Raw genomic sequence first — 23922 nt, 5'->3', positions numbered from 1 at the left:
GAGGGCGGGCGTCGTCCGGGAGACGTCGACCCTCTGCCATCCGAGCGCCGGCTCGTGCGTGGCACTACCGGCGTACTCGAACTTGTACCAGACGGCGCCACCGACCAGCGGCACATCGGTGAACCGCGCAACGCCGCCGGCATCGGTGGTCGCGGTGCCGACCGATCGGCCGGCCGGCGACTCGATGTCGACCCGGGTGACGCTCACCGAGGTACCGGCCGGTACCACAGGCGTCGACTTCAGCGACGCGGTGATCGTTACCGGGGATGCCCGTTTCGCCGTCTTGGGACCGTCCGGGTACAGCCCGGTCTGGTACATACGGGGCCGGTCGAGCAGGTGGAGGGCGGCACCGGATTCAGCGATCCGCTGATCGATGGCGAACAGCCGGCCGTCACCAGGCTCCCACGCCAGCGCCGCCGCTCTGAAGACGACGCCGTACTCGGCGATCGGAGCGCCGGTACCCGCCGCGAAGGTCCGCACGGATCGGGGCTCGCTGGAGACACCGTCGGCCGCCGCGATGGCGATGGCCCCGTCCTCGGCCACGTCCAACGCGGCGAACGAGTTCAGTTTCCCGGCAAGAATCCGCACATCAGCATGGTCCGAGAACCGCCGTGTCGTGAGACTTCCGTCCCACGTCACCGCGGCGTACCGCTCGCCGTCCGGCATCAACTCCACCGCACGCAGGCCGTTCTCATCATTCACGGGCAGGCGGGACACCACCACGGGAACACCGTCGCGGACGTCGAAGGAGACGTATTCGTCAGCCGCCGTGACCACCATCCGGCCGGTGGGTCCGGTCGTGAGTCTGGCGCTCCAGGCGGGCGACCACTTACCGGCATTCGGTACCAGGCCGGACACCGGCGTGGCCCCGGACAGATCCAGCGAGCCGACCACCGCGCCGTCACCCGTCGAATGCAGGAACCACACCCGCTTTCCGACGACGTTCAGCTGAGTCGGAACGATCCCGGCGCCGAGATCGTATTCGGCGACGACCTTCATCGTCATCGGATCCAAGGCGACGATCTTGTGCTCGTCACGGAGCGCCACGTAGAGCACCGAGGAGTCCGGCGCCAGGACGATGTCACTCGCCTTGGCATGGCTGTAGCTGCCCAACTCGGCCCCGCCGTAACTCGTGGCGAGAACCTTCGCGGGATAGTGAGTTCCGAAGGTGAAGAATCGTTGGTGGACTCGGTCGGCGACAAGCTCGGCGATGTTGTCCACGTCGATGGGCATCTTCGAGTCGGCCCGGGCCGGCGAGGCGCCGGCCACGGTCAGAATCGACCCGAACATGGCCGCCACGGTGGCGGCCGCAATCCTGGTACGCATTGTCACGTCCCCCGTCGGTAACTGGATGCGTTGGAGGAGGGCCGCTCCGAAGAGCGGCCCCCGGTTCACTCGTGGATCAGTTGGTGAGGGTGAAGTACTTCCATGCGCCCTGGGTGTTGGCGTTCAGGCTGTCGCCGGAGGTGCCGATGATGTACTCGGCCCGCACCCGGAACATGCTCCCGGCCTTGGCTCCGGTAATGAAGGTGAAGGACGCCTTGCCCGCCGTGGTGAGCTTCGTGTCCCGGGCCGACCAGAACTGCCACTTGCCACCCGACCAGATCTGGATGACGCTGCGGACCTTCCGGTTCGGCGCGGCGGTCATGGTCTGGTTGATGACCGGGTCCACCGACTTCCGGAAGTACTGGTACGACACGCCACCGATCTTCGCGGTCTTGTAGTGCTTGGTCAGCGTCGTGCTCGCGGCGACCCTGGTCCACAGGCTGACGGCGCGACTGGTCGGGTGATACGCGGCGTCACCGGAGAATTTGACGGTGACCACGGTGTTCCGAGTGACCGGGACGGACGCGAGCATCTTGCCGTTGCTGTAGACGACCGCGCGTTTGATCAGGCGAGGGGCCTGATCGGTGCCGGCCGGGTCGGCCCAGAATTCGACGACCCGGTTCGAGTAGGTCGGGCCGAGCGTCGCGGTGAGCGTCACCGTCGCCCCGAGGTTGTGCACACCAGCGGGGCTCACAGCGAGAGCGAGCGCCGACTGCGCCCGTTCGACCCAAACCATCTCGGTCTCGGTTGCCGACTGAAGGAGCTCGTTGCCGGCGAATCGCACGCCGTACTCGATCTGGCCGGTGAACGGCGGCTTGTCGAACAGGGAGAAGAACCCTGACGCGTCCGTCTTCACCGTCCCGATCACGACGATGCTCCCCGTACCGAAGGACCGCGTGACGGTCAACTCGGTTCCCTCCGGCACGGAGCCGGCCGAGCTCAATCTCCCGGTCAGGGTGACGCCCTTGATCATGGTGGTGGTATTGACGTCGGAATGCCACTCGATCTGAGTGAGCTGCGGCGTCTCTGCGGCCGACGCCGCAACGATCTTTCCCGAGGTGGGGTCGGATTCGGCGGAAGCGGTGCCGACAGATACGGCGAAGCCGACGGCGGTGGCGCCGGCCAGCACCGTGGCCGCGAGAGCGGCCCTCGATATGCGCATGTGAAGCCCCGTGTGATCAAGGCGGAAGATCCGCCCACGGATCGTATGGCCACATAGCTCACCCATGGATCGACCGAACGGACGAGTCGAAACGGCCCCGTCCTGACGCGTACGTCGATGACCTTGAATTCTGTGGAATGCCTGGGAGATTCCTGGGGTACCCGGTGAGCAACATCACGGCAATGGAGGAGCGTCAATGGCGCGTGACCTCGGGTCCCCAGCCCCGGCCTCCGGGACTGGCACCATCCGCAGTCTCATCCCGGCACGGATCGACCGGCTCAGCTGGTCGCCGTTTCACACCCGCATCATCCTCGCGCTCGGCACCGCCTGGGTCCTGGACGGACTCGAGATCACCGTGGCCAGCGCGGTCGGCCCGGTCCTGGCCGAGCAGGAGACCCTCGCGCTGAGTTCCACGCAGGTCGGCCTGATCGCCACGGTCTACCTGCTCGGTGAGGTGTTCGGCGCGCTGTTCTTCGGCCGGCTGTCCGACGCGCTGGGCCGTAAGAACCTGTTCATCGTCACGCTCGCCGTCTATCTCGGCGGTAACGCGCTCACCGCACTGACCTGGGGCAACGGCCCAGCAGCCCTGGTCTTCCTGTATCTGACCCGGTTCATAGCAGGCGCCGGTATCGGCGGCGAGTACGCGGCGATCAACTCGGCGATCGACGAGATGATGCCGGCGAAGTACCGCGGCCGGGTGGACATCGGCGTGAACGGCACCTACTGGGGTGGCGCCATCATCGGCACGCTCGGAACGTACATCCTGCTCAACAACATGGAGCTGAACTGGGCCTGGCGGATCGGCTTCCTGATCGGCCCGGTCATCGGCCTGGCGATCTGGGGCCTGCGCCGGCACCTGCCGGAGAGCCCGCGCTGGCTGGTCATGCACGGCCGTGAGGAGGAGGCCGAGGAGAACATCGCCCGGATCGAGCGGGCCGCCGAGGCGTCCGGCCAGACCCTCGCGCCGCTGGACGACTCGAAGGCGATCGAGATCCGGCCGACCAGACCGCACGGCTATCTGTCGCTGCTGCGAGTGCTCTTCAAGGTGTATCCCGCCCGGTCGACACTGGGCGCAACCTTGATGATCACGCAGTCGTTCCTCTACAACGCGATCTTCTTCACCTACACCTTGGTGCTGACGAAGTTCTTCGGCGTCGATGCGAAGACCGCGCCGCTCTATCTGGTGGCGTTCGCGGTCGGCAACCTCGTCGGCCCGTTGACCATCGGCCGGCTCTTCGACACGGTCGGCCGGCGCAAGATGATCTCCGGTACCTATCTGCTCTCCGGTGCGCTGCTGGCGATCACCGCGGTGCTCTTCCAGCAGGGCATGCTCAACGCGATCACGCAGACGATCGCCTGGAGTTTCATCTTCTTCTTCGCGTCGGCGGGCGCCAGCTCGGCCTATCTGACGGTCAGTGAGATCTTCCCGCTGGAGATCCGGGCGCAGGCCATCGCGGTGTTCTTCGCGATCGCCCAGTGCTTCGGCGCGATCGGCCCGGTCTTCTACGGAGCGCTGATCGGCGAGGGCGAGGACCCGAACAAGCTGTTCATCGGCTTCCTGATCGGCGCCGGGGTGATGGCGGTCGGCGGCATCGTGGAGGCGTTCCTCGGCATCGACGCGGAGGGCAAGTCCCTGGAGGATGTCGCGACCCCGCTGTCCGCGGTGACCTCTCGGCCCCGCGCCAGCGGCTGACCGGCGGGACCCGGCCGCCGTCGAGAAGGTCAGACCAGGCCGGCGATGCCGGCCACGGCGGCGGCCTCGGTCCTGCTGGAGACGTGCAGTTTCCGCAGCAGGGCGGCGGTCAGGCGTTTGACCGTACGGTCGGAGACGTGCAGCAGCCCGGCGATCTCGCTCGTCGACGAGCCGTTGGCGATCAGCCGCAGCAGCCGCCGGTCGCTCTCGTCGAGCTGGGCCGTCGCCGGGTGGACCACCTGCCGCCCGTTCTGGTCGACCAGCCCGGCGAGCAGTTGAACGGGCACCACCGCCCACCCTTCCAGGGCCGCGAGCAGCGGCGGGATGAGTTCTTCGCCGCGCGGCAGCACTCCGGAGGCGCCGGCCCGCAGCACGTCGACGGTGGCCGGGGCGTCCTCCCCGGCGAGCACCAGGATCCGGGTGTGCGGCGCGGCGGCCCGGGCGGCCGTGACCGCCGGGAGGCCGGCGGGCGGCCGCAGGTCCACCAGGATCAGATCCGGTACGGCTTCCCGCACCACTGCCGCCACGTCCGACCCGTCGTTCGCCCCCGCCACGGTGGCCCGCCCCCGAGTGGCCTCGGGGAGTGACTGCTCCAGGCCACGTACCAGGGGGGCGTGGCCGGAGACGACGACGATCCTGCTCCCGTTCCGCATGGGCCGGGGATGCCCGCCCTGCGGCAGTTCATGCCTCCGAACGCCGAAACTCCGTTCCGGCACACCCGAGACGGGGACGGCTCAGCGGGGATTCGCCGCCAAGAAACGGGCGATGTAGTCGTCGAGGCGGTGTTCCGGGTGCCAGCCCAGACCGTTCGCCTTGGTGGTGTCGGCCTGGCCGCGGACCCGCTCGCCGCGCCGGGCCGGGATGAGCGTGTGCTCGGTGCCGAACATCTCGGCGACCTTGGCGAGCGGCCACTCGCAGCCGGTGCCGAGCAGGTATCCGTCGCCGGTGCCGCTGCGGGCGACGAGCACCAGGCCGCGGACGATGTCGTCGATGTGGGTGAAGTCGCGGGTCTGGGTGCCGGGCGCGACAACGGTCAGCGGCTCACCGGCGAGGTACTGCCGTTCGAAGATGCCGATCACCGTCGCGTACTTGCCGTCGGTGATCTGGCCCGGGCCGTACACGTTGTAGAAGTAGGTGATCGCGTAGTCCAGCCCGAACCAGTTCGAGTAGTTCCGGATGAACTCGATGTTCTTGGCCTTGGTCCAGGCGTACGGATTGAGGTTCTCGTCGTCGCCGTCGTTGCCGAATTTCGAGCTGGATCCGGCATAGATCAGTTTCGCGCCGTGCCCGGCCGTGAACTTGACCACCTCTTTGGTGCCGAGGAGGTTGAAGTCCCAGGTCAGATCGGGCTCGTCGAAGGACTGCGGAATCCGCGAGTACTCCCCGAGGTGGAAGACCATCTCCGGCACGGGGAGGCCACGGCCGGCCCAGATCTTGGCGATGTCGGCGGTCGCCCCGTCGACGTACGTCACCCGCGGGTCGTGGACGTGGTTCTCCGGCGTGCCGGTGAAGTAGTTGTCCAGGGAGATGATGGCGGTGTCCGGGAAGTCGTTCAGCAGCGACTTGATCAAGGCGCTGCCGACGAATCCGGCGCCGCCGGTGACCAGCAGGGTTCGACTCAACGTATTTCCCATCTTCCGCTTCACACAGCGCGACCAGGCTACCCAAGCAATCCCGGCGAGAACCAATCGCTCATACCGGTACTACCGGGCGCGGCCGTGGCGCCACTCTGTGGTCACCACGGCCGGGTGACACCGGGACCACCGAGATGTCAGCCGTCCGTGACCGGAACGTTGAACGGCGTGATCACCTGAACCACGGACGGCTGGGAGCGGATCGCGCCGGGCAGCGCGCCGTGCGAGCGCAGGATCGCCCGGCAGGCGTGCCGCAGATCGGCCCGCAGATCCTGGTGGAGCACCGCGGAGATCCGGCAGGCGCGCAGCAGCTCGGTGTTCTCGTTGTCCAGGCCGTGCGCCACGAAGACGTCGTAGTTACGGCGCTCGGCCGCGAAGGCCGCCAGCACGGCCGCGCTCCCACCGGTCCCGGCGGAGTAGACGGCCCGGATCGACGGGTTGGCGGCGAGGATCTCCCGGACCGGGCCGGTGTCCGCGCTGCCGGCGGTGAGCAGCCGCCGGACCGGCAGCCCCGAGCGGAACCCCTCCTCCCGCGGTCCCCGCCCGTTGATCAGCAACACGTCGCCGGCGCGGTCCGCGAGCAGCCGGTCCACCAGGTACGCCGCGGTCGCGCCGGAGCCGAAGTCGTCCACGCCGACATGTGCGATCCGCTTGCCGGCCGGCAGGTCGTGGTTGAGGGTGACCACCGGGACGGTCAGGCGGGCGGCCGCGTCGGTGACGTCCGGGTCCGGCTGCGCCAGCACGATCAGGCCGTGCGAGCGGGCCTCGTCGACCCGGTTCAGCGCCTCGGCCGGTGCGTCGGTGTGGTGGACCCGGGTCCGGACGGTCAGCGGGGCGAATTCGCCGATCTCGGCGTCGAGCGCGGCCCGGACCGCGGCGGCGAACCGGCGGGAGGTCCGCAGCACCACGTCGATCACCAGGTCCCGGCCGGTGCCCGGCTGCTCCCGGTCCAGGTCGGCGATCGCCTGGTGCACCGCGCGGGCGGTGCCCTCCCGGACTCCGCCGCGCCGGTGCAGCACCCGGTCCACGGTGGCCTGGCTGAGGCCCGCCCGCGCGGCGATCTCCCGGATCCGATACGGGTGCTTCACGCCGTACAGGATGAGGGGTTCCTGAGGTCCCATGGAAGGTTCTTGATGGGTTCTCGCCCCTTCGCGTGACGGATTGAACCCGCGTTACGCTGCGCTCGTGCGCGTGATTTCCCGCAAGAAGGAGCACGGTGTCGAGGTCTACGACGCCGCGATGACCCTGGTCCGGACGTTTCCGGTGCCCCCGCGCAGCACCTACCGGGAGCCCGGCAGCGAGGGGCACGTCGTCACCCGGTCACTCGACCGGCTGATCTACGCGACCGATCGCGCGGTGCTGCGGGTCGATCCGGGCGGGCACGAGGAGTGGCGTTTCGACCTGGGCGAGCGCGGGCCGAAGGGCGGGGTCGCCTACACCGATGTCGCGCTGTCCGACGACGAGACGCTGGTCTGGGCCTATCTGCCGAACGTGATGGCCGACCGGGGCCGCGGCGACGAGTGGATCGTGCTGGACGCGGCGACCGGTGAGCTGCGCGCCCGCCACGAGCTGCCGACCGTGGGACACAGCGGTGATCATTTCCCGTTGAGCGGCGGCCGGATGCTGCTGGAGGTGGGCGAGGGGCAGGACGGCATCCGGATCTACCTGGCCGGGGCGGACGGCGCCCCGCTCGACTTCGGGTGGAACGACCGTTCGCTGATCTCGGTCGCGCCGGACGAGTCGCGGTTCATGACCGTCGCCCACGATCAGGAGGACCTTCGGATCCACGAGCTGCCGGGCGGCGAGGTCCGGCTGCGGCTCACCGTGGCGGATTTCGGGTTCGACCCGGAGGACGAGGTCTACGTCGAGTGGAGCGGCGGCTATCTGGACGGGGATTCCCTGGTCGTCGTGGTCACCGGGCTCAATCAGGAAGGCGAGGAGGAGTGGTGGCGGCATTTCCGGGTCGACGCCCGGAGCGGCGAGGTGCTCGGCGAGATGAACATCACCACCATCGATCAATATGACCTGACGCCGCTGGGTGACGGCACTTTCCTGATCACCGACACCGACGGAACGCTACGTCGGATGTGATCATGAAACGGACGGGCTAAGCTGGTTCTCGGCCTTGCCGAGAGGCGCTGCAACGGGTCCAGCGGATCCGCCACGCTCGGCAAAGGAGAAGTGACGCAAGGGCGCCTCCTGAGAGGGAGGAGCCCTCTTTTCATGAGCGACAAACTTCGATCCGTCAATGGCCTGGACTTCGCGGTGGCCGACCTGAGCCTCGCCGAGGCGGGCCGTCACCAGCTGCGTCTCGCCGAGCACGAGATGCCCGGCCTGATGTCGCTGCGCAAGGAGTTCGGCGACTCGAAGCCGCTGCGTGGCGCCCGGATCGCCGGCTCGCTGCACATGACCGTGCAGACCGCCGTGCTGATCGAGACCCTGGTCGAGCTGGGCGCGCAGGTCCGCTGGGTGTCCTGCAACATCTTCTCCACCCAGGACGAGGCGGCCGCCGCGGTCGTCGTCGGCCCGACCGGCACGGTCGAGGCCCCGGCCGGTGTGCCGGTCTTCGCCTGGAAGGGCGAGACGCTGGAGGAGTACTGGTGGGCCACCATGCGCCTGTTCGACTTCGGTGACGGCCAGGGCCCGAACATGATCCTCGACGACGGCGGCGACGCCACCCTGCTGGTGCACAAGGGTGTCGAGTTCGAGGGCGCCGGCGCGGTCCCGCAGGCCACCGAGGCCGACGTCCACGAGTACAAGATCATCCTGGAGACGCTGCGCGAGAGCCTGGCCTCCTCCAAGGACCGCTTCACCAAGATCGCGGCGGAGATCAAGGGCGTCACCGAGGAGACCACCACCGGTGTGGCCCGGCTCTACAAGCTGGCCAAGGAGGGCACCCTGCTCTTCCCGGCGATCAACGTCAACGACGCGGTCACCAAGAGCAAGTTCGACAACAAGTACGGCATCCGCCACTCCCTGGTCGACGGCCTGAACCGGGCCACCGACGTGATGCTCGGCGGCAAGCTGGCAGTGGTCTGCGGTTACGGCGACGTCGGCAAGGGCTCGGCGGAGACGCTGCGCGGCCAGGGCGCCCGCGTCGTGGTCACCGAGATCGACCCGATCTGCGCGCTGCAGGCCGCGATGGACGGCATGCAGGTCGTCCGGCTCGAGGACGTGGTCGGTGAGGCCGACATCTTCATCACCACCACCGGCGGCACCGACATCATCACCGTCGAGCACCTGTCGGCGATGAAGCACAACGCGATCGTCGGCAACGTCGGCCACTTCGACGACGAGATCGACATGGCCGGGCTGGCCAAGGTCCCCGGTATCGAGAAGGTCGAGATCAAGCCGCAGGTGCACGAGTGGCGCTTCCCGGACGGGCACTCGGTCATCGTGCTCTCCGAGGGCCGCCTGATGAACCTGGGCAACGCGACCGGTCACCCCAGCTTCGTGATGTCGAACTCGTTCACCAACCAGGTGATGGCCCAGATCGAGCTCTGGACCAAGCCGGGCGAGTACGAGAAGCAGGTCTACGTGCTGCCGAAGCACCTGGACGAGAAGGTGGCCCGGCTGCACCTGGACGCGCTCGGCGTCCGGCTGACCACCCTCACCAAGAAGCAGGCGGAGTACCTGGGCGTGGACGTCGAGGGCCCGTTCAAGCCGGAGCACTACCGCTACTGAGCTGTCTCTGACGCGCCCGGCCATCACTCGATGGCCGGGCGCGTCCCTTTTCACCGCTTTATGCTGCGATTATGCCTTTCCGTCACCAACTATTTACCTTCGGTGCCGCCGCCCTGTTGGCCCTGCCGGCCGCTCCGGCCGCGGCCCGCCCGGCCAGCCCGGAGGCCGAGTTCCTGATCGCCGCCCACCAGGGCAACCTGGCCCAGATGACGGCCGGCCGGATCGCCGTCCGCAAGAGCGGCAACCCGGTGATCCGCAAGCTCGGCAAACGGTTCGCGGCCTACCACCGCAAGCTCGACGCCCAGGTCAAAGCCACTTCCGAGACCTTGGCGGTACGCCTGCCGGCCGAACCGAACTCCGAACAGCAGCAGCTCGCCGAGCAGTACCGGGCCGCCTCACCCGCCGCGTTCGACACCCTGTTCGTCACCACCCAGCTGGCCAACTACGAGCGGGCCGCCAAGCTCGCCGGTACCGCGCTCAAGATCAGCACTGATCCGGCAATCCGGGCGATCGTCACGTCGGCCGCCCCGGCGATCGCCGCAAACCGGGCCGCGCTGACCGCAGCCCGCGACCTACTCGCCTCGGAGCAGCCGCGACAATGATCGGATGAGCTACGAGGAGATCCTGTTATTCGCCCTGGGAGCGGTCGCGGTCATCATCGTGGTCCACTGGGTCACCGATAAAACCGGGCTCCCCGCCGCGGTCCTGCTGACGCTCGTGGGCATCGGCTACTCGTACCTGCCGGGCCCGAACCTGGTGCTCGACGAACATCTGATCCTGATGTTCGTCCTGCCGCCCCTGCTGTACAACGCGGCGCTGGACTCCTCGCTGCTCGACATCAGACGCAACATGCGGACGGTGATCAGCCTCTCGGTCGTCCTCGTGCTGATCACCGCTCTGCTGATCGGTTACGGCTTCTCGCTGTGGGTGGCCGGGGCCACCCTGGCGGCCGGTGTCGCCCTGGGCGCGGCGGTCGCCCCGCCGGACCCGGTGGCGGCCCTGGCCGTCGGCCGCAAGGCCGGCCTCCCCGGCAAGCTGATCACCCTGATCCAGGGTGAGGGACTGCTCAACGACGCGACCGCGCTGACGCTGCTCACCGTGGCGATCGCGGCGCACGAGGACGGCGACTTCTCCTTCGACAACGCGGTCGGCCGGTTCGTGATCTCCGCCGCCGGCGGCGTGCTCATCGGTGTCGTCGTCGCGTACGTCGTGCGTTTCCTCAAGCCGCTGCGGCACGACCCGCTCAGCGCCAACGCCCTGTCGATCATCACGCCGCTGGCCGCGTTCCTGGTCGCCGAGCACTGGCACCTGTCCGGTGTCCTCGCGGTCGTGGTGGCCGGCCTGATGGTCGGCCACGACACCCCGCGCTACACCACCGGTGCCAGCCGCCTGCAGACCGCCGCGGTCTGGCGGCTCATCGACTTCCTGCTGGAGGGTGTCGTCTTCCTGCTGATCGGCCAGCAGGTCCGCGGCATCGTCAGCAGCCTCCACGAGTACACCTGGACGCAGATCACCATCGCGCTGGCGGTCACCCTCGGTGTGGTGCTGCTGGTCCGCCCGCTCTGGCTGGTGGTCACCCAACTGCTGCCGCGCCAGCTGCACCTGCGCCTGGGCGGGCAGCAGGACGACGACGACCCGGACGGCTCCCGCCGCGAGTCGGCGCTCTCCGGCCGGGAGGTGACCGCGCTCAGCTGGGCCGGCACCCGCGGTGTCATCACCCTCGCCGCGATCTTCATCCTGCCGCAGAGCTTCCCGAACCGGGACCTGCTGGTGTTCTGCGCGCTCGTGGTGGTGCTGGTGACGCTGGTCGGCCAGGGCCTCACCTTCGCGCCGCTGGTCCGCCGGCTGGGCCTGCGGGCCGACCAGACGGACCGGGCGAAGCTGCGCAACGAGGCCCGCTCGGCCGCCGTCGTCGCCGCGCTGCACCGCCTCGACGACATCCAGGAGGAACAGCACGACAACGTCGAGGACGAGGCCATCGAGACGATGCGCAAGCAGCTCGAGATCCGCCTGGACCGGTACCGGCGGCGGCTCGACCTGCTGGAGCAGGTCGAGTCGACCGAGCTGCCGGAGTCCCCGCAGTACGAGGCAGCGCTGATGGTCCGCCAGGCCGTCATCGACGCCGAGCGCGAGGAGCTGCTGCGCTGGCGCGACGCGGGCCGGCTCAACGACGACAGCCTGCGGGTCCTCAACCGCGAGCTGGACCACGAGGAGCTGGTGCTGCCGAAGCGCCCGAGCCACTGACCCCGGCACGGCGGCATAGCGAAGGCAAGCCGGCTAGCCGATGTCGCGGCGGCGCAGGGCGATCAGGCCGGCGCCGCCGAGGGCGGCCGCGATCAGGGTCAGGACCAGCAGCGGTACGCCCGTGAACGCCACCGCCGGCACCCGCGGCACATGGGTGAACGGCGACACGTCGAGCACCAGCTGATCGAGCTCCAGCAGCGGCCCGGCCATCATCAGCGCCAGGCACCCGGCGATCGCCGCCCACGCCAGCGACGCCAGCCGGGGCAGCACCCCGATCAGCAGCATCGCCAGGCCGGCCAGCACCCAGACCGCGGGGATCTGCACCACCGCGGCGTTCACCAGCAGCGCGACGTCACCGTGCAGCAGCCCGGCCATCAGGCCCTCGGCGAGCAGCGCGGCGGCCGGCCCGATCAGGGCGAAGATCAGGTGGCTGCCGGCCCAGGCGAACCGGCTGACGTCGGTGCTGAGGATCGCCTCGGCGTGACCGGACTGTTCCTCGTCCCGCAGCCGCAGCGCGGCCTGCACCGCGTAGCAGGCGGCGATCACCCCGCAGATCGGCGCGACGGTGGCGAAGTAGCCGTCCAGCACGGTGTCCGTCCCGCCGATGCGGGCGAACACGTCACCCACCCCGGCCGAGTCCTCGGCGAGGGCGACCACACTGCTCGCGACCGCGCCGAAGATCAGGCCCAGCGCGGCGAACCCGGCGGTCCACCCGATCAGCAGCCCGCGGTGCAGCCGCCAGGCCAGCGCGACCGGTGAGCGCAGGGACGCGGCCGCGGTGGCCGGTCCGAGCCGCCCGGCGACCAGGCCGCCGCCCAGATCGCGGCGGGTCAGCAGATATCCCGCGCCGGCGACTGTGAGGATCGTGCACAGGACCGCCAGCGCGGCCGGCCCCCAGTCGTCCGTCCCGAACGGGAAGATCCGGTGCCCCCAGCCGAGCGGGGACAGCCAGGCCAGCCACCCCAGCGTGCCGTCGCCGAGCGCCGACACGTCCCCGGCCATCCGCAGCACATAGGACACCCCGAGGACCAGGACCGCGATGGTACGCGCCCCGCGCGCACCACCACTGATCTGCGCCGCGACCGCACCCACCCCGGCGAAGAACCCGGCGGTGACCGCGAACACCGTGCCCAGCGCCACCGATCCGGCGGCCGGCAGCCCGTGGCCGATCAGTGTCGCCGCCACCACGGCCCCCATCGCCAGCCCGGCCGCCATGGTCGCGGTCAGCGCGGCGGCCAGGGGCGCGAACCGGCCGACCACTGTCGCGCCGAGCAACTCGGTGCGCCCGGCCTCCTCGTCGGCGCGGGTGTGCCGGATGACCGTGAGCAGGGCGGCGAGCCCGACCATCACCGGGAGGAACCCGCCGCGCCACACGACCAGTTCCCCGACGCTGTCGCCGTGCAACGGGCCGTAGAGCGCGACGAAACCGGTGTTGGCGGCGCTGATGTGGGCGTACCCGATGCGTTCCTGGTCGGTGCTGAACAGCGTGTCGAAACCGGTGACGTAGATGTACGGCAGCAGGCCGAGCCCGAGCACCCAGGCCGGCAGGACGAACCGGTCACGCCGCAGGATCAGGCGCAGCAGCTTCCCCGTCCCGGTCATCGCGCGCCCGCCTCGTCCCGCGCTCCGGCTTCGTCCCGGGCGCCGGCCCCGTCCTGGGTGTAGTGCCGCAGGAAGATCTCCTCCAGCGACGGCGGCTGGCTGACCAGGCTGCGCACCCCGGCCGCGACGAGCGATCGCAGTGCCGGCTCGAGCGCGTCCGCCTCGACGTCGAAGGCGACCCGGCCGTCCTCCGTGGTCAGCCCGTGCACGCCGGGGATCGCGGCCAGCCCGTGCACCGGGCCCGCCAGCTCGGCCCGGATCGAGGTGCGGGTCAGGTGCCGCAGACCGGCCAGCGTGCCGGTCTCCACGGCCCGGCCCGCCCGGATGATGGTGAGCCGGTCGCAGAGCGCCTCGACCTCGGCGAGGATGTGGCTGGACAGCAGGACCGTCCGGTCTCCGCGCCTCTTCTCCTGGAGGATCACCTCCCGGAAGACCTCCTCCATCAGCGGGTCCAGCCCGGAGGTCGGTTCGTCGAGGATGAGCAGCTCCACATCGGAGGCCAGCGCCGCGACCAGTGCCACCTTCTGCCGGTTGCCTTTGGAGTAGGCCCGGCTCTTCTTGCGCGGGTCGAGCTCGAACCGCTCGATCAGCTCGTCGCGGCGCCCGCGGTCGAGACCGCCGCGCAGCCGGCCGAGCAGGTCGATCACCTCGCCGCCGGTCAGGGTGGGCCAGAGTGTCACGTCGCCGGGGACGTAGGCCAACCGGCGGTGCAACGCGGTCGCCTCGGCCCACGGGTCGCCGCCGAGCAGCCGAGCCGTGCCGCCGTCCGCGCGCATCAGGCCCAGCAGGACGCGGATGGTGGTGGTCTTGCCGGCCCCGTTCGGCCCGAGGAAACCGTGCACCTCGCCGACCGGGACCCGCAGGTCCAGTCCGTCCAGCGCGGTGACCGCGCCGAACCGTTTGATCAGTCCTTCGACATCGATGACATCTGCCATGACCTCTCGTCTCCCGTCCACGAATCATCGAGCCGGTCCAGCGCCTTCAGCGCCTGGTCGGCCTGCTCAGGAGTGAGGAGTGGCTGGCTGAAGATCTCCAGCGACGCGCGGATCATGCGCAGGTAGCCCGGCATCTCGCCGACGTCCTCGCCGAGGGCGGCGGAGAGCTGGTCGCGCATCAGGAACATGCCCATCTTCAGGGCGCCGAGGACCGCGACGAAGGCTCGCGCGTCGGACGTCTGCAGATCGGTGGAGGCCAGCCAGCGCTCGCCGTGCAGCACCGCCTGCTCGAACATGGCGGCACCGCGGGGCGAGCCGTCCATCAGCGAGCGGATCAGATATTGCTGCAGGGCCATCGCGTCGGGGGCGAGCGCGCCGCCCATCGTGGCCGACTCGGTGAACGCCATCTGGAGCTGCGCGATGCGGCCCATCGCGAACTCGTCGCAGGCGTCGCGCAGGCCCTCCTTCGACCCGAAGTGGTGCCGCAGCAGGCCGGAGGAGACGCCGGCGGCCTGGGCGATGTCCCGGATCGTGGCACCGGCGATGCCGCGCTCGGTGAAGAGCGCGATCGCGGCGTCCCGGATCCGGGCCCGGGCGGTCAGGTCGCTGTCACTACTCACGCGTGTAGCGTACTACACGCGTGTGTAGCCGCGCACTGTCGTCTATCTGCCGTTGACCGTCGCCTTGGTGACCGCGCTCGCGCTCAGCTCCCAGCGGGCCAGCAGATCGGTGTAGGTGCCGGAGTCGATCAGGCGCTGCAGGGCGCCCCGCAGACAGTCCCGCAGGGCCGCGTTGTCCTTGTCCACGGCGATCCCGAAAAGCCCCGGCTCGTACTGCTTGTCCGAAGCGAGCTGGAAGAACGCGCTGGTCTTCGCGTCGGTCGCGATGTACGACGCGGGCGGGTAGTCCTGCAGCACGGCCGCCACCCGGCCGGTCCGCAGCTCCACCAGCGCATCGGCGTTCGTCGGCAGGCTGTGGATGCTCAGCGTGGTGGTGCCGCAGGTGGCCCGCACCCGCTTCAGCATCTCCTCCTGATAGGTGCCCGCCTCGGTGGCCACCGCATGCCCGCAGAGATCGCCGAGCTCCTCGATCGCCCCCGGGTTGCCCCGCTGCACCAGGATCGACGTGCCGGTGGAGAAGTAGTTGACGAAGTCGGCCCGTTCCCGGCGCTCCGGCGTGTCGGTCATCGACGACAGCACCCCGTCGTAATTGCCCGCGTCGACCTCGTCGATGGCCGTGCTGAACACGCCCACCACCAGCTCGACCCGGATCCCGAGCACCTGACCGAGCGCGGCGGCCAGGTCCGGCTCGAACCCGATGATGGTGCGCCCGTCGGCGGAGAAGTACTCCATCGGCGCGTAGCTGGCGTCGGTCACCAGCCGGATGAATCCCTTGGTCCGGACCCCCTCGGGCAGCGCGGCGTACAACTCGGCGTCCTTGGCCACGATCCCGATCTCGTTCACCGCCCCGGCGGGGGTGATCTCTGTCTCCACACTGGAGCAGCCGCCGGCCGCGAGCACGAGCGCGGCTCCGGTCACTGCCACGGCCCGGCGCAGGCGCGTCATCGGCTCATCCCTTCGGTTGCGGTCACGTTCTGGCTTGCGGTCACGATCTCTTCCTCTGGTACGGCGAACCTGCGCGCGTCGATCTGCGGCCACGGCACCGGGCGGCCGATCAGATAGCCCTGCGCCTCGTCACAACCCGCCTCGATCAGCCACCGGTAGATCTCCGCGGTCTCGATCCCCTCGGCGGTGGCCCGGCTGCCCAGCCCGTGCGCCAGCTCGATCACCGACCGGACGATCGCCCGGCTCTGCGGGTCGTGCGCCACGTCCTTCACGAACTGCCGGTCGATCTTGATCTCGGCGACCGGCTTGCCGCGCAGCTGGGACAGACTGGTGAACCCGGCGCCGAAGTCGTCGATCGACAGGCCGACACCCAGGGCCGCCACCTCGGCGATCACCCGTTCCACCGTGGCGACGTCCCCGGCCAGCGCGGTCTCGGTGACCTCCAGGACCAGCCGGTGCGCCGGGGTCCCGGTCTCCGCGAGCAGCCTTGCCACCAGCGCCGGGAACCCCGCCACCTCGAGGTTGCGGGCCGACACGTTCACCGAGACCGCCCAGGACTGCCCGGCCGCGGTCCAGCCGAGCTGGTCGGTCAGCGCCCGGCGCAGCACCCACTCGGTGAGCGGGACGATCAGCCCGGAATGCTCCGCGGCGGGCAGGAAGTCCCCCGGCGGAACCATCCCGCGTTCCGGGTGCTGCCAGCGCACCAGCGCCTCCAGTCCCTCCACCTCACCGTCCGGCAGGCTGACCTTGGGCTGGTAGTGCAGCACCAGCTCGTCCCGCTCCAGCGCGTGCCGCAGCTCGGCCTGCACCTTCAGCCACTGGTGCGGGTGCGCGGCGTTGTCGCCGGAGTAGACGACGATGTCCGCGGTGCCACGTTTGGCCTGGTACATGGCCATGTCGGCGTGCTGCTTCAGGTCGTGCACACCGGAGCCGTGCTCGGGGTAGAGGGCGATGCCGAAGCTCGCCTCGATGCTCAGCGGAACACCGTCGAGCACCATCTCCGCACCGAGCCGCTCGCGGATGTCCTCCAGCAGCGCGACCGCCTCCGGGCCGCTCCGCCCGGGCAGCAACAGCGCGAACTCGTCGCCGCCGAGCCGGGCCAGGATGTCGCGCGGCCCCAGGCCGGCCCGGAACCGCTCGGAGACCTGGCACAGCAGGTCGTCGCCGGCATGGTGCCCGAGGGTGTCGTTGACCTCCTTGAAGCGGTTGAGGTCGACGAGCACCACGGCGCCGTGCTCACCGTCCCGGCGCGCCTGCTCCAGCCGCTGCTCCGCCCAGGCCCGGTACGCGACCCGGTTCGGCAGGCCGGTCAGGGCGTCGTGCAGGGCGTGGTGCCGCTGGTCGGCGGCGTACCGGCGCAGCGACCGGGTGGTCCACCAGGCGAGCAGCGCCAGCACCAGGTACAGCGCGACGAGACCGCCACCGATCCGCTTCACCGTGCGCATCACCAGCTGGTCACGCCGGTCGGCGATCGCCTGGTACGGCAGATACACCTCGAGCACCCCCACCGACTGGCCGGTCGCCCCGGCCAACAGCGGCTTCAGCACCCGGATCGTCTGGGTCTGCCCGGTGATCACGGTGGCCCGGGACTCACCTGCCGCGGCGGCCCGGAAGTCCGGGTCCGACACCGGCACACCGACACTCGTCGTACCGTCGTCGGAGAAGATCACCCGCCCGGTGAAGCCGCGCAGCCGCAGATGCTGCACCGAGCCCCGGTACACGGCCAGGCCGGTGGACTCCCGCAGCATGTCGTACTGCTCGGCGGACAGGCCCCGGCGGCTCAGGTCGACACCGAGGTTCTGCGACCCGGAACTGTCCAGCGCCGGCGCGACCACCATCTGCGCGATCACGTCGGCCTGCGACAACCCCTGCATGCGACCCTGCTCGGCCGCGTCCCGGCGGTAGTCCTGCAGGACGAGCGCGCCCAACGCGACCACCGGCACGAGACTGGCCACCGCGTAGGTCACGAACAGGCGGGAAGTGCTCCCCGCTCGCGGCCGAGCCCGGCGTATCCACATGCGGATCAGATCGACGCCCGGCCGGGCCGGATGAGGGATTTCAGGGTGGCGGCGCCGCGCCCGTCATGATCGCCACCGCGTCGGACATCGAATGCTCACCCGGGTCGATCACCGCGATCCGGCGGCCCAGGCGCTGGATGTGGATCCGGTCCGCCACCTCGAAGACGTGCGGCATGTTGTGGCTGATCAGGATCACCGGCAGACCCCGGTCCCGGACGTCGCGGATCAACTGCAGGACCCGGTTGCCCTCCTTCACCCCGAGTGCCGCCGTCGGCTCGTCGAGGATCACCACCTTGCTGCCGAACGCCGCCGACCGGGCCACCGCGACGGCCTGCCGCTGGCCGCCGGAGAGCGACTCCACGGCCTGGCCGATGTTCTGCAGCGTGCCGACCCCGAGCTCGCTCATGTGCCGGGCGGCCTCGGACCGCATCCCCTTACGGTCCAGCATCCGCAGGACCGAGCCGAGCGGTCCGGCCCGGCGCTGCTCCCGACCGAGGAACAGGTTGTCGGCGATGTCCAGGCCGGGGGCGACCGCCAGGGTCTGGTAGACGGTCTCGATCCCGGCGGCACGGGCCTCCATCGGATTACGGAACCGCACCGGCTGCCCGTCCAGCAGGATCTCGCCGCTGTCCGGGACGAGCGCGCCGGAGAGCGCCTTGATCAGACTCGACTTGCCGGCGCCGTTGTCGCCGATCACCGCCAGGATCTCCCCCGGCAGCAGGTCGAGGTCACTGCCGTCGATCGCGACGACCCGCCCGTACCTCTTGGTCAGGCTTTTCGCCTGAAGCACCGGAACCGCGGTCTCCGTCACGATTTCACCTTCCTGATCCACTGGTCCAGGGAGACCGCGATCAGGACCAGCAGGCCGATCGCGAAGCCCTGCCAGACCACCTCGACGCCGGCCAGTTGCAGGCCGTTGCGGAAGACGCCGACGATCAGCGCGCCGATCAGGGTGCCGATCACCCCGCCGCGGCCACCGAAGAGGCTGGTCCCGCCGAGCACGACAGCGGTGATCGAGTCCAGGTTGTACTCGGTGCCGACGTTCGGGCTGGCCGACGCGAGCCGCCCGATCAGGATCCAGCCGGCCACCGCGTAGAGCAGACCGGCCGTGGTGTAGACCGAGAACAAGACCCGGCCGGTACGGATACCCGCGAGCCGGGCCGCCTCGACGTCGTCGCCGGTCGCGTACACGTGCTTGCCCCAGGCGGTCCAGGTCAGCGCGTACGCGAAGAACCCGAACAGCAGCAGCATGATGATCGAGCCGTAGCTGAGCCGGAAGTCCCCGATCGGGATCGCGTCGCCGGTCCACGTCATCAGCCCCGGCATGTCCGCGCCGCGCACCGTCTCGCTGTTGCTGACCACCGAGTTGAGCGAGAAGAAGATGGTCAGCGTGCCGAGCGTGACGATGAACGGTGGCAGCTTGATCCGGGTGACCAGGATCCCGTTGATCGCGCCCATCGCCGTACCGCAGGCGAATCCGAGCAGCAGCGCGAGCGGCGCCGGCACGCCCGCGTCGGTGGCGAACAGCGCCATCAGGATCGACGAGAACACCGCGATCGCCCCGGCGGACAGGTCGATGCCGGCCGTCAGGATGATCAGGGTCTGCCCGAGCGCCAGCGTCGCAATGACAGTTACCTGCAACAACACCAGGGACAGGTTGGCGGCGGAGAAGAATCGGGAGTTGACGATCGAGAAGGCGACGATCGCCACCATCAGTACGGCGAGCGGCCCCAGCACCGGATTGCCGTGCAGCCGGTGTTGCAGGCGCAGCCCGAACGAGTCGGGCCGCCGCACCTCGAAGTCAGCCGCGGTGGCGGACATTCTCACCCCCAGCAGTTCTGCTTGCCCCACGCGGAGTCCTTCGCCTCCACGCCGGCCTGCGGCTCGTCGGTGATCAGTTCCACGCCGGTGTCGACGAAGTTCTTGCCGGTGGTGTTCTGCGGCCGGGCGCCGGTCCTCGCGTACTCCGCGATCGCCTGCACCCCCATCTCGGCCATCTTGACCGGGAACTGCATCGAGGTCGCCCCGATGACCCCGTTCGCCACGTTGTCCACACCGGGACAGCCGCCGTCGACCGAGACGATCGTGACGTCCTGATCCCTGCCGGCCGCCTTGAGCGCCTGATAGGCGCCGGCCGCGGCGGGCTCGTTGATGGTGTAGACCAGGTTGATCGACGGATCCTTCTGGAGCAGGTTCTCCATCGCGGTACGCCCACCCTCCTCGTTGCCGTCGGTGACGTCGTGCCCGGCGATCCGCGGATCGGTCTCGTCGCCGATCCGGCCCGGGTCGCTCACGTCCACCCCGAAGCCCTCCAGGAACCCCTGGTCCCGCTGCACGTCCACGGAGACCTGGTTGGCGTTGAGGTCGAGCATCGCGATCCGCGCCTGCTTCCCCTCCTTCTCGAACTTCGTCTTCGCCCACCGCCCGATCAGCCGCCCCGCCTCGTAGTTGTCGGTGGCGAACGTGGCGTCGGCCGCGTCGACCGGCTCGACCGGGGTGTCCAGCGCGATGACCAGCATCCCGGCCTCGTGCGCCCGGTCGATGGCGGGCACGATCGCCGAGGAGTCGTTCGGTGTGATCAGGAAACCCTCGGCGCCGAACGAGATCAGGTTCTCGATCGCCAGCACCTGCGCCTCGTTGTCGCCGTCCACCCGCCCGGCGAAGGTCTGCAACTCGACGCCGTACTGCCCGGCGGCCGCCTGGGCCCCGTTCTTCATTGTCACGAAGAACGGGTTGGTATCGGTCTTGGTGATCAGCCCGACGATCGGCTCGCCGGTGCCTCGATTGCAGGCGGCACCGGTGAGCACGAGCATCAGGCAGACCGCAGCCTTTCCGATCCCGCGCATACGTCCTCCGAAGGCATCGAGAGGTGACGTTGCCTTGGAGTAGACGCCCACCCCTGCGGGGTGTCAACAGCTGGCTTTCCGGCGGTCACGGACGGCTACGAGTCCGCGTACCTCCGCCGCCCCGCGGTAGGCGACGCTTTCGCTGTCCGTAAACGGCCACAGTTCCGGGACCCATGTCCGGGTACGGCCACGGTTCCGGAACCGTTCCGGCGTACCTGGCAAGAACAGACAATTAGGATTGTCGTCATGCGGCTCGTCCTGATCAGCGACACCCACGTCCCCAAACGCGCCCGCGATCTGCCCGCCCCGCTCTGGTCCGCCATCGACACCGCCGACGTAGTGATCCACGCCGGCGACTGGGTCGACGTCGCACTCCTCGACCGGCTCGAAGCCCGTTCCACCCGGCTGATCGCCTGCTACGGCAACAACGACGGCCCAGCACTGCGCGCCCGGCTCCCCGAGATCGCGCACGCCACCCTCGACGGCGTACGCCTGTCCGTCGTCCACGAGACGGGCCCGGCCACCGGCCGCGAAAAACGCTGCACCGCCCGGTTCCCCGACACCGACGTGCTCGTCTTCGGCCACTCGCACATCCCCTGGGACACCTTCGCCCCGACCGGCCTGCGCCTGCTCAACCCCGGCTCACCCACCGACCGCCGCCGCCGGCCCACCCACACCTGGATGTCCGCCACGATCACCACCGGCACCCTGCACGACGTCACCCTCCACCACCTGCCACCCCGTACGCCATGATCCCCACGTGACATCGACCGGCGTACGACACCGGGCTGCTGCACCTGATCGCCCTGATGTTGCTCGGAAAGCACGAACCCGCCGTGACCGGGTGACGGTCGGCGGCGGGTTGCGGTTCGATCCGGCTGGTTCTCAGTGCTGTCTCAACCGGCGCGGGACAACACTGAGAACCAGTCAGGATCTATCGGCTCGGGCGGTCAGCCGAGGGAGACCGACGGGTAGAGGGGGAACGGGGCGAGCAGCTCGGAGGCCTGCTTGCTGATCCGGTCGGAGAGGGCCGGGTCCAGGGCGAACTTGGCCTTCGAACCCTCGGCCGGGCTGGTGTTCGCCAGCACGGTGTGGATCAGGTCGGCGATCTGGTCCATCTCGGCGACGCCCAGGCCACGGGTGGTCAGCGCCGGGGTACCGATCCGGATGCCGGAGGTGTACCAGGCGCCGTTCGGGTCGTTCGGGATCGCGTTGCGGTTGGTGACGATGCCGCTGTCCAGCAGAGCCTGCTCGGCCTGCCGGCCGGTGATGCCGAACGGGTGCACGTCGAGCAGCACCAGATGGTTGTCGGTACCACCGGACACCAACTGCACGCCGCGCTTCAGCAGACCCTCGGCGAGCGCCTGGCTGTTCGTGACGATCTGGTGCGCGTAGGTGGAGAACTCCGGCTTGCGCGCCTCCGCGAACGCCAGCGCCTTCGCCGCCATCACGTGCGGCAGCGGGCCACCGAGAACCATCGGGCAGCCGCGGTCCACCTGCGGCGCGAGCTCCGGCTGGCAGAGCACGGCGCCACCACGCGGGCCACGCAGGCTCTTGTGGGTGGTGGTCGTGACGATGTGCGCGTGCGGGATCGGGTTGTAGTCGCCGGTGAACACGCCACCCGCGACCAGACCGGCGAAGTGCGCCATGTCGACCATGAACGTCGCGCCCACCTCGTCGGCGATCTCGCGCATCTTCGCGAAGTTCACCTTGCGGGGGTACGCCGAATACCCGCCGACGATCACCGCGGGCTTGAACTCCTTGGCGCTCTCCCGCAGTGCCGCGTAGTCGATCTGCCCGGTCGCCGGATCCACGCCATAGCTGCGCTGGTCGAACATCTTCCCGGAGATGTTCGGCCGGAACCCGTGCGTGAGGTGGCCACCGGCGTCCAGCGACATGCCCAGCAGACGCTGGTTGCCGAACGCCTGCCGCAGCTCCGCCCACTCGGCATCGGTCAGGTCGTTGATCTGCCGCTTCTTGAACTTCTTCAGGTACGGCACCTCGACCCGGTCGGCGAGGATCGCCCAGTACGCCACCAGGTTCGCGTCGATCCCGGAGTGCGGCTGGACGTACGCGTACGGCGCGTCGAAGAGAGCCTTGGCGTGCTCGGCGGCAACCGACTCGACGACATCGACGTTCTGGCAGCCGGCGTAGAAACGACGGCCGACCGTGCCTTCCGCGTACTTGTCGGAAAGCCAGTTACCCATGGCGAGCAGGACGGCCGGGGAAGCATAGTTCTCGCTCGCGATCAGTTTCAGCGACTCACGCTGGTCCGTCAGCTCCTGCGCGATCGCATCGGCGATCCGCGGCTCGACAGACCGGACCACCTCGAGGGCGGATCGGAAAGCGATCGATTCGGCGTTCAACTCAGACATGGGACCTCCCTATCACTAGTGAAGAGGCCCAGGCGCACGGCAAGTCGTCGTCTCGACGAGGCCGCTCCCCGATGGTCAGCCCATCCGAACGCGCCAGTCACGGCCCGCCCGCCAGCATACCGGCGCCGTCGCTCGACAGCACACGCAATGCCGCCTACCTCACCACGCCGCTGCTCGCCAATTCCGCAGAATCGCCTGATGCAACTCGTCGATCGACGCGTTGAGCCCGACGGCGCTCAGATAGACGCCGTGGAAGCCGACTCGGCGGTTGCTCCAGTGCGCCATCCTGGCCCCACCGTTCTCGAAATCCCGGGCGAAATCCTCCGCCAGGTCGAACGTCAAGAGCTCCTGGTTGTGGCCCGGCACCCGCCGTACATCCCGAACCGCGGTCCACGGGATCACCTGCGCCGAGATCCGGTCCACCCGCAGACCTTCCCGCGAGATCTCCACGACCGGCCGCCGGCCCCGAAGAAACAGCCGTCTCGCCACCTCGACGGCGATTCCCACCACACACCCGACGAGCACACACCACAGCACGTTGGACGGCCAGACCGCATCAGCCGCCGCTTCCAGCAAAAACATAGCCGGCACCACAGCCCAAACCGCAACCAACACGATCAATAGAACCGTGCGCCCCATGGACCGATACACAAGCATCCGCAACCCTCCCATCCACGAACGCATATTGCACCCCAAAGCCACAAAGCGCAGCCCCCACCACCAGCAACCCCCTCTGAGCACCCCGCGGTGCAGCCCCAATAGCAACAAGCTCGAGCGCCGAGCCGTGCACCCCCCTGCCAATAGCGACAAGCTTCAGCGCCGCTCCCCACCACCCACC

General features: G+C 69.4%; 21 protein-coding genes and 2 riboswitches. Of the genes, 6 read left to right on the top strand and 15 right to left on the bottom strand.

Annotation, left to right across the window (positions count from 1 at the left end; genetic code table 11):
* On the bottom strand, positions 1-1326 hold a 1326-nt coding region (locus tag Aut01nite_RS42565), incomplete at its 3' end, for a hypothetical protein (RefSeq protein WP_201775604.1).
* Positions 1327-1402: 76 nt separating this feature from the next.
* Entirely contained in the window at positions 1403-2488 is a 1086-nt protein-coding gene (locus Aut01nite_RS42560; RefSeq protein WP_152628988.1) for a hypothetical protein, read from the bottom strand.
* A gap of 196 nt (positions 2489-2684) precedes the next feature.
* Between Aut01nite_RS42560 and Aut01nite_RS42555 the strand changes: the two genes are divergently transcribed.
* Positions 2685-4181, top strand: a complete 1497-nt coding sequence (locus Aut01nite_RS42555) for an MFS transporter (protein WP_043530382.1) — start codon at positions 2685-2687, stop codon at positions 4179-4181.
* A 29-nt stretch (positions 4182-4210) separates the two neighbouring features.
* Here Aut01nite_RS42555 and Aut01nite_RS42550 read toward each other — a convergent pair whose 3' ends face one another.
* The 3 genes from Aut01nite_RS42550 to Aut01nite_RS42540 all read right to left on the bottom strand — a co-directional run bounded on the left by Aut01nite_RS42550 (position 4211) and on the right by Aut01nite_RS42540 (position 6903).
* Positions 4211-4834, bottom strand: coding sequence for a LuxR C-terminal-related transcriptional regulator (locus Aut01nite_RS42550; protein WP_043530379.1), 624 nt, complete (start codon positions 4832-4834; stop codon positions 4211-4213).
* Between the two features lie 81 nt (positions 4835-4915).
* Positions 4916-5803, bottom strand: coding sequence for an NAD-dependent epimerase/dehydratase family protein (locus Aut01nite_RS42545; RefSeq protein ID WP_043530378.1), 888 nt, complete (start codon positions 5801-5803; stop codon positions 4916-4918).
* A 149-nt stretch (positions 5804-5952) separates the two neighbouring features.
* Complete coding sequence (locus tag Aut01nite_RS42540; RefSeq protein WP_043530376.1) at positions 5953-6903, bottom strand: LacI family DNA-binding transcriptional regulator; 951 nt, start codon at positions 6901-6903, stop codon at positions 5953-5955.
* A gap of 97 nt (positions 6904-7000) precedes the next feature.
* On the opposite strand from Aut01nite_RS42540, the gene Aut01nite_RS42535 reads away from it, so the two are divergent.
* From Aut01nite_RS42535 to Aut01nite_RS42520, 4 genes are all read left to right on the top strand, one after another.
* A complete protein-coding gene (locus Aut01nite_RS42535) occupies positions 7001-7906 on the top strand; it encodes a hypothetical protein (protein ID WP_052164337.1) in 906 nt (301 codons plus the stop codon).
* Between the two features lie 33 nt (positions 7907-7939).
* Positions 7940-8020, top strand: a riboswitch (S-adenosyl-L-homocysteine riboswitch).
* Positions 8021-8038: 18 nt separating this feature from the next.
* Positions 8039-9499 carry an adenosylhomocysteinase gene (gene ahcY, locus Aut01nite_RS42530; protein WP_043530374.1) on the top strand — a complete coding sequence of 487 codons (1461 nt, stop codon included), beginning with the start codon at positions 8039-8041 and terminating at the stop codon, positions 9497-9499.
* 71 nt (positions 9500-9570) lie between these two features.
* Positions 9571-10101, top strand: a complete 531-nt coding sequence (locus Aut01nite_RS42525) for a DUF4142 domain-containing protein (protein ID WP_083999733.1) — start codon at positions 9571-9573, stop codon at positions 10099-10101.
* A 4-nt stretch (positions 10102-10105) separates the two neighbouring features.
* Positions 10106-11743, top strand: coding sequence for a Na+/H+ antiporter (locus Aut01nite_RS42520; RefSeq protein WP_043530372.1), 1638 nt, complete (start codon positions 10106-10108; stop codon positions 11741-11743).
* Between the two features lie 33 nt (positions 11744-11776).
* On the opposite strand, the gene Aut01nite_RS42515 is transcribed toward Aut01nite_RS42520, so the two are convergent.
* The 8 genes from Aut01nite_RS42515 to Aut01nite_RS42480 all read right to left on the bottom strand — a co-directional run bounded on the left by Aut01nite_RS42515 (position 11777) and on the right by Aut01nite_RS42480 (position 20709).
* Positions 11777-13345, bottom strand: coding sequence for an ABC transporter permease (locus Aut01nite_RS42515; protein WP_043530370.1), 1569 nt, complete (start codon positions 13343-13345; stop codon positions 11777-11779).
* Positions 13342-14280 carry an ABC transporter ATP-binding protein gene (locus Aut01nite_RS42510; protein ID WP_043530368.1) on the bottom strand — a complete coding sequence of 313 codons (939 nt, stop codon included), beginning with the start codon at positions 14278-14280 and terminating at the stop codon, positions 13342-13344. Before Aut01nite_RS42510 ends, Aut01nite_RS42515 begins: the two co-directional genes overlap by 4 nt.
* Positions 14250-14900, bottom strand: a complete 651-nt coding sequence (locus tag Aut01nite_RS42505; protein WP_052164335.1) for a TetR/AcrR family transcriptional regulator — start codon at positions 14898-14900, stop codon at positions 14250-14252. The genes Aut01nite_RS42510 and Aut01nite_RS42505 overlap by 31 nt, the downstream gene beginning before the upstream one ends.
* A gap of 42 nt (positions 14901-14942) precedes the next feature.
* Positions 14943-15845, bottom strand: coding sequence for a transporter substrate-binding domain-containing protein (locus Aut01nite_RS42500; RefSeq protein WP_043530366.1), 903 nt, complete (start codon positions 15843-15845; stop codon positions 14943-14945).
* Complete coding sequence (locus tag Aut01nite_RS42495) at positions 15842-17812, bottom strand: putative bifunctional diguanylate cyclase/phosphodiesterase (RefSeq protein ID WP_063958848.1); 1971 nt, start codon at positions 17810-17812, stop codon at positions 15842-15844. Before Aut01nite_RS42495 ends, Aut01nite_RS42500 begins: the two co-directional genes overlap by 4 nt.
* Positions 17813-17903: 91 nt before the next feature.
* Positions 17904-18674, bottom strand: coding sequence for an ATP-binding cassette domain-containing protein (locus Aut01nite_RS42490; RefSeq protein ID WP_043530364.1), 771 nt, complete (start codon positions 18672-18674; stop codon positions 17904-17906).
* The gene (locus Aut01nite_RS42485; protein WP_236643051.1) at positions 18671-19714 is read right to left on the bottom strand and encodes an ABC transporter permease; all 1044 of its coding nucleotides are present in this window, start codon (positions 19712-19714) and stop codon (positions 18671-18673) included. Before Aut01nite_RS42485 ends, Aut01nite_RS42490 begins: the two co-directional genes overlap by 4 nt.
* A complete protein-coding gene (locus tag Aut01nite_RS42480) occupies positions 19687-20709 on the bottom strand; it encodes a sugar ABC transporter substrate-binding protein (protein ID WP_043530361.1) in 1023 nt (340 codons plus the stop codon). The genes Aut01nite_RS42485 and Aut01nite_RS42480 overlap by 28 nt, the downstream gene beginning before the upstream one ends.
* A 246-nt stretch (positions 20710-20955) precedes the next feature.
* Between Aut01nite_RS42480 and Aut01nite_RS42475 the strand changes: the two genes are divergently transcribed.
* Positions 20956-21462, top strand: a complete 507-nt coding sequence (locus Aut01nite_RS42475) for a metallophosphoesterase family protein (RefSeq protein WP_043530359.1) — start codon at positions 20956-20958, stop codon at positions 21460-21462.
* Between the two features lie 197 nt (positions 21463-21659).
* Here the strand turns inward: Aut01nite_RS42475 and Aut01nite_RS42470 are convergent, their stop codons facing one another.
* Both Aut01nite_RS42470 and Aut01nite_RS42465 read right to left on the bottom strand, forming a co-directional pair.
* Positions 21660-23084: a glycine hydroxymethyltransferase gene (locus tag Aut01nite_RS42470; protein WP_043530357.1), complete on the bottom strand. Its 1425-nt coding sequence runs from the start codon at positions 23082-23084 to the stop codon at positions 21660-21662.
* 19 nt (positions 23085-23103) lie between these two features.
* Positions 23104-23195, bottom strand: a riboswitch (ZMP/ZTP riboswitch).
* A 48-nt stretch (positions 23196-23243) separates the two neighbouring features.
* Positions 23244-23741 (bottom strand): hypothetical protein, encoded by a 498-nt coding sequence (locus Aut01nite_RS42465; protein ID WP_043530355.1) that lies wholly within the window; start codon positions 23739-23741, stop codon positions 23244-23246.
* Positions 23742-23922 lie beyond the last annotated feature (181 nt).

The sequence above is a fragment of the Actinoplanes utahensis genome (assembly GCF_016862455.1).
GTDB classification, from domain to species: Bacteria; Actinomycetota; Actinomycetes; order Mycobacteriales; family Micromonosporaceae; genus Actinoplanes; species Actinoplanes utahensis.
This window is presented reverse-complemented; position numbering and strand designations above follow the sequence as displayed.

Coding starts and splice junctions, on each gene's coding strand:
- Aut01nite_RS42525 (WP_083999733.1), top strand. CDS start 9,571: ATGCCTTTCCGTCACCAACTATTTACCTTCGGTGCCGCCGCCCTGTTG.
- Aut01nite_RS42515 (WP_043530370.1), bottom strand. CDS start 13,345: ATGACCGGGACGGGGAAGCTGCTGCGCCTGATCCTGCGGCGTGACCGG.
- Aut01nite_RS42520 (WP_043530372.1), top strand. CDS start 10,106: ATGAGCTACGAGGAGATCCTGTTATTCGCCCTGGGAGCGGTCGCGGTC.
- Aut01nite_RS42560 (WP_152628988.1), bottom strand. CDS start 2,488: ATGCGCATATCGAGGGCCGCTCTCGCGGCCACGGTGCTGGCCGGCGCC.
- Aut01nite_RS42470 (WP_043530357.1), bottom strand. CDS start 23,084: ATGTCTGAGTTGAACGCCGAATCGATCGCTTTCCGATCCGCCCTCGAG.
- Aut01nite_RS42475 (WP_043530359.1), top strand. CDS start 20,956: ATGCGGCTCGTCCTGATCAGCGACACCCACGTCCCCAAACGCGCCCGC.
- Aut01nite_RS42555 (WP_043530382.1), top strand. CDS start 2,685: ATGGCGCGTGACCTCGGGTCCCCAGCCCCGGCCTCCGGGACTGGCACC.
- Aut01nite_RS42510 (WP_043530368.1), bottom strand. CDS start 14,280: ATGGCAGATGTCATCGATGTCGAAGGACTGATCAAACGGTTCGGCGCG.
- ahcY (WP_043530374.1), top strand. CDS start 8,039: ATGAGCGACAAACTTCGATCCGTCAATGGCCTGGACTTCGCGGTGGCC.
- Aut01nite_RS42480 (WP_043530361.1), bottom strand. CDS start 20,709: ATGCGCGGGATCGGAAAGGCTGCGGTCTGCCTGATGCTCGTGCTCACC.
- Aut01nite_RS42465 (WP_043530355.1), bottom strand. CDS start 23,741: ATGCTTGTGTATCGGTCCATGGGGCGCACGGTTCTATTGATCGTGTTG.
- Aut01nite_RS42550 (WP_043530379.1), bottom strand. CDS start 4,834: ATGCGGAACGGGAGCAGGATCGTCGTCGTCTCCGGCCACGCCCCCCTG.
- Aut01nite_RS42500 (WP_043530366.1), bottom strand. CDS start 15,845: ATGACGCGCCTGCGCCGGGCCGTGGCAGTGACCGGAGCCGCGCTCGTG.